Source organism: Pontibacter sp. HJ8, assembly GCF_054824225.1.
On the sequence record NZ_JSYF01000347.1, the window covers coordinates 1 to 5222 of the forward strand.

At 54.2% G+C, this 5222-nt stretch carries 4 protein-coding genes and 1 tRNA gene; 2 read left to right on the forward strand and 3 right to left on the reverse strand.

Annotated elements, in window-relative coordinates; all coding sequences use genetic code 11:
- Nucleotides 1–139: 139 nt before the first annotated feature.
- Together OB13_RS14965 and OB13_RS14970 are read right to left on the reverse strand one after the other, a co-directional pair.
- A tRNA-Met gene (locus tag OB13_RS14965) sits at nucleotides 140–212 on the reverse strand.
- Nucleotides 213–295: 83 nt separating this feature from the next.
- Nucleotides 296–2077: a BamA/TamA family outer membrane protein gene (locus OB13_RS14970; protein WP_461490979.1), complete on the reverse strand. Its 1782-nt coding sequence runs from the start codon at nucleotides 2075–2077 to the stop codon at nucleotides 296–298.
- A 178-nt stretch (nucleotides 2078–2255) separates the two neighbouring features.
- On the opposite strand from OB13_RS14970, the gene hemW reads away from it, so the two are divergent.
- Nucleotides 2256–3389: a radical SAM family heme chaperone HemW gene (gene hemW / locus OB13_RS14975; protein ID WP_461490980.1), complete on the forward strand. Its 1134-nt coding sequence runs from the start codon at nucleotides 2256–2258 to the stop codon at nucleotides 3387–3389.
- An 83-nt stretch (nucleotides 3390–3472) separates the two neighbouring features.
- Nucleotides 3473–4243, forward strand: a complete 771-nt coding sequence (locus tag OB13_RS14980) for a cyclase family protein (protein ID WP_461490981.1) — start codon at nucleotides 3473–3475, stop codon at nucleotides 4241–4243.
- A 65-nt stretch (nucleotides 4244–4308) separates the two neighbouring features.
- Here OB13_RS14980 and metF read toward each other — a convergent pair.
- A partial coding sequence (metF, locus tag OB13_RS14985) for a methylenetetrahydrofolate reductase [NAD(P)H] (RefSeq protein WP_461490982.1) occupies nucleotides 4309–5222 on the reverse strand: 914 nt, incomplete at its 5' end.

A 5222-nucleotide genomic window follows, 5' to 3' on the forward strand; every position in this document is an offset into this window, starting at 1 on the left:
TTTTAGATTACGCCCTGATTGCGTAACTTGAATGCACCATACTACAGTTGGAAAAGGAATTTGGTCACCTATTTGGTCACCCGTAAAGCAATAAAGGCTCGTAAGTTGTTCACCTACAAGCCTTTATCTTAATTCTAGGTAGCGGGAACAGGACTCGAACCTGTGACCTTTGGGTTATGAGCCCAACGAGCTACCAACTGCTCCATCCCGCACTGTTATTGTGTTACAAAAGTAGTATAAACATACTTACCATGCAAGCTATACTTACCAAAAACAGCAAAAAAAGTTACTTTTTTTAAAATTTACTCGTGACCCCGAAGTGTATCTTGGAGTATTTCAGGGACATAGGCTGCTGCTCCGAGTGCCCCACTGAGTATACCAGCTGAAATATACCTGCTCCTGTACTGAAACTGATGCCACCTCCCACACCCAAAGGCATTCCCTCAGCCTGTGACGCCTCCAGGTCACTGCGGTAGTAGCCCTGATCATAAAAGAGCAGTACGTACGAATCCTCGGCCGTGAAGAGGCGATATTCCAGCGTGCCGACGCCATAGGTAGAGGCATAGTAAAAGAAATCGTCAAAGCCCCGGAGCGAAGCAAGGCCTCCCAGCCGGTACATGTCGTTGAGGAGGATCTGGTCGTTGAGCAAAGCCTCTCCCCGCACTCTTGCCAGCAAAGCACTGTTCTTTCCTACCCGGAAGAAGTTTTCCAGCCGCAGGGCCAGGCTCAGCTGCGTCGTATTCAGCTCCAGCGTATCGTAAAACTCCTTCTCTAGGCTTGGATTGCGCAACAGGCGTTTCCGCCCGGCGGCCAGCTGCAACTCTGCCAGCCGGCCTTTTCTCGGGAAATAAAAGTCATCGAGGTTGTTCCAGAGGTAGTTGAGACCATAGGTATTGGTGCGGGCATCTGCCAGGTCCAGCGCTTTCAGGCTTTGCGGGTTGGCTGTAGAAAGTATGCGGGAATTGCGCCACTCAGTGAACACACTGAACCGCCCATAGCGAATCGTGTTATAGGCCAGCTGCAGGCGCGGCTGCACCGTGATAAAGGAGGAATCCTGCTTCAGCAGATTAAAGCGCGTACCCAGCTCAAAGGGCGTCCCGAAGATATTGGGGTGCAGGTATTCGCCGTTAAGGATGACGGAGCCACGGTTCACGCGCCGCCACTGCAGCCCCAGTTGCTTCCCGCTGCCTCGTATGTTGCGGATGTTCATATTGGCCTCACCGGTGATCAGCAGCTTATTGCCGCTGCGGCTGGGGTCGGGCAGGAAGCCTACAACCCCGTCCAGCTGGTTGGCCTGCCGGTCTTCCAGGAAATAGATCACCCGGGCCTTGTCACGGGCGAACTGCACCTGCGGCGGACGTGTCACCTTGATGTAGGGGAGTGCCGTGAGCATACGCTGCGAGGCCAGCACCTGGTCCTGGTTGTACGGCTGCCCGGGGTATAGCTGCAGGTAGCGCATCAGGAATTTTGCCTGCGTTTTGCTGCCGCCCATCACCTGCACCGAGTCGTAGGTCACCACGAAGGCTTTCTCTACCATCAGGGCAGCCGCTATTTTATTGTTTTCAATTTTGATGGAGTCCAGCCAGACAGAGGCGAAAGGGTAGCCACTGCGCTCTGCATAGTCCAGGATGCGCTGCTGCAGCCTGACATACTCTGCCGGGTTAAAAGGTGTGTTGCGGTAGAATTTCTCCCGGAAGCCCGACTCGACCAGTATACCTTCGCTCAGGTTGCCATTGCGCAGCTCGGCCCAGTCGAAGCGATTGCCGATGTGCAGTTTCACGTGGAGCGTATCGCCCCGCTTGTAGGAACTGTCGGCGGAGGCAAGCAGGTAGGCATCCTGGTGCAGCCGCTGCACCAGCGCCCGCACTTCTTTTTGGGCCTCTACAGTATCAGGGAGCTGGGTCCGATAGTTGTATTGACGCAGCACCTGCCGGTCCGGTCCCGCGGCGTGTACTTTCAGCGCTGCCTTTGCCTGCAATACCACCGGTGGCGGCACCTGTACCTGCGGCTTCTCCTGCGCCTGCACCAGGGGCAGCCACACAAGTAAGCACCAGACTAAGGCAGCGATTTTGTACATTTGTATTCTGGATGGTTGAATTGTTTAAGGGCTAAATTGTTTCTCTTAAAGAGAGGAGTTTATACCGCAAGGCGTGTTTGCAAAGGTAAGACCGCCTTAACAGATTATCACATGCTACTTTCACATATTGCCCAAGCTAAACAACAATTTAGCCATCAACAATTTAACAATTAAAATCTTGTCCGGCATATACATCCATATACCTTTCTGCAAGCAGGCTTGCCATTACTGCGACTTTCACTTCAGCACCTCCATGGTACTGAAGGGGGACATGGTGCAGACCATCAGCCAGGAACTGAAGCTGCGACGCGACTACCTGCAGGGCCAGCCGGTGCATACAATTTACTTCGGCGGCGGCACGCCTTCATTGCTGAACCAGGAAGAACTGCAATCGATTCTGGCAACAGTACGGGAGCTGTTTATAGTTTCGGATGATGCTGAAATTACGCTGGAGGCCAACCCGGATGATCTGTCGCCGGAGAAGCTGCAGGAACTGAAAGGCGCAGGTATAAACCGGTTGAGTATCGGGCTGCAGTCTTTCCATGAGCCGCATCTGCGCCTGATGAACCGCGCCCATACCGCTACTGAGAGCGTTCAATGCGTACTCGATGCACAGGCAGCCGGCTTCGATAACATCACCGTAGACCTGATTTACGGTATACCGGCTCCGGATCATACGATCTGGCACCGCGACCTAGAGCTTTTGTTCTCTTTGAACGTGCAGCACGTTTCCTGCTACGCCCTCACCATTGAGCCTGACACTGCGCTTGGGCGCTGGAGTAAGAAGGGCTCTTTTAAGCCCTCGGAAGATGAGTTTACGGCGCAGCAGTTCGAAATCCTGCTCGAGCAGATGAAGCAGCACGGGTATGGGCAGTATGAGATCTCCAACTTCAGCCGGCCGGGGTATGAGTCGAAGCACAACAGCAATTACTGGCGCGGCGTGCATTACCTGGGCATAGGACCGAGCGCCCATTCCTTCAACGGCCACTCCCGGCAGTACAACGTGTCGCATAACAAAAAATACATCGACGCGCTGAAGCAAAATGCAGTGCCTTTCGAGCTGGAAGAACTGACGCTTGCCGACCAAGCCAACGATTACCTCCTCACCACCCTCCGCACGATCTGGGGCTGCGATCTGAAGAAGCTTCGCCAGGAATTCAGGTATGACCTGGGGAGTGATCACCGGGCGTACCTGCAGGAACTACAGGAAAAAGAGCTGGCCCGTATAGAAGCCGATGTGCTATACCTGACGGATAAAGGAAAGCTACTCTCCGACCAGATCACGATGGACCTGCTGGCGGAAGAGGTATAGGAGCAGTAGCAGCTGTATTTTATACCTCCTGTGGCGCAGGATGTCTGTTTTTTCTGTTATACTTGCTAAAAGTACACACGCCTATGACCGCCTCTGTCACCTACCACAGCCAAACCTATACCTTCAACCCGCTTGAGCCACTCGATATTTCGATGCCGCTGCATGAGGGGCAACCGCAGCCCGAATGTTTCTGGGCAGAGCCGGCGACCTTTGATGTGATCCGGGTAGGGGATTTTGTAGGCAGCGTAGCCCAGGGCGGCAGCACCAACTACAAGCGCGTGCACCTCACGCCACACGGCAACGGCACCCACACCGAATGTTACGGCCACATCTCCGCCGATGAAAATGCCACCATCCACAACTGCCTGAAGCGCTTCCTGTTTGTCGCGCAGCTGATCACTGTGACGCCGCAGAAGCAGGAGAATGGAGATAAAGTAGTTCTGCTGGAGGATGTAAAGAAGCAACTGCAGGGCATCCGGCCCGAAGCTGTGATCCTGCGCACCCTGCCCAACACCGACGACAAACTGACCCGCCACTACTCCGGCACCAATCCGCCCTACCTGGAGCATACGATCGGCCAATATTTAGCAGAGCAAGGTATAGCGCACCTACTGCTGGACCTGCCTTCCGTAGACCGCGAACTGGACGAAGGCAAGCTGCTCTGTCATCACGCTTTCTGGCAGTACCCGAAGGCCACCCGCTGCGGCGCCACCATCACCGAGCTCATTTACGTACCGGCTCATGTAAGCGACGGGCTATACCTGCTCAACCTGCAGATTGCCAGCCTGCAGCTGGATGCCAGCCCGAGCAAGCCGGTGCTGTATACCTTGTCGCCTGTTTATCCAAAGTTGTAAGGTATAGCTAGGGCTACTGGTTTAGACAAGCACGGGTCTGAAGACGCCGCGTAGGCTCCTATACCTTAAAACAGCGCTTCGGCTACTTTTCGCACAGATTCTGATTTGCCCATGGAGTAGTAGTGCAGGCAGGGTACACCAAATTCCATCAGCTCCTTCGACTGCTGTATCGCCCACTCCACACCTACCTGCGCCGCGGCTTTGTTATCGGCGCAGCCTTCCAAGGCGTCGGCCAGATCACAGGGTATTTCAATATGGAAGAGGCTTGGCAGAAGCGTTAGCTGTGACTTGGTCGTGAGAGGCTTCAGGCCCGGAATGATGGGTACGGTTATCCCTTCCGCGCGGCATTGGTTCACAAAGTTGAAGTACTTCTGGTTATCAAAGAACATCTGCGTCACGATGTACTCAGCTCCCAGCTCGATCTTCTTCTTTAGCCAGCGCAGGTCCGATTTCAGGTTGGGCGCTTCGAAGTGTTTCTCGGGATAGCCGGCCACACCGATGCAAAAGTCCGTACCGTTGTGTGAAGCCAGTTCTTCGTCCAGGTATACGCCCTTGTTCATGTTCACCACCTGCTCTATTAGTTCAGAAGCATAGTTGTGTCCGCCTGGCTCTGCCACAAAGCGTGACTCGCTCTTCACGCAATCGCCGCGCAGCACCAGCACGTTGTCTATCCCCAGAAACTGCAGGTCGATGAGGGCATTCTCGGTTTCTTCCTTGCTGAAGCCCCCGCAGATCAGGTGCGGCACGGTATCTACTTTGTAATGGTTTTGGATAGCCGCGCAAATACCAACCGTTCCGGGACGCTTGCGGGTGCTGCGCTTCTCCAGCAACCCGTTTTCGCGCTGCTTGTACACATATTCTTCGCGGTGATACGTCACATCAATAAACGGAGGCTTGAACTCCATCAGCGGGTCGATGTGGTTGAAGAGGGTGCGTACGTTTTCGCCTTTCAGCGGCGGCAGCACCTCCAGTGTAAAAA

Excerpts from the sequence above, each read along its gene's own strand:
- OB13_RS14970 (WP_461490979.1), bottom strand. The coding sequence starts at position 2,077 with ATGTACAAAATCGCTGCCTTAGTCTGGTGCTTACTTGTGTGGCTGCCC.
- OB13_RS14980 (WP_461490981.1), top strand. The coding sequence starts at position 3,473 with ATGACCGCCTCTGTCACCTACCACAGCCAAACCTATACCTTCAACCCG.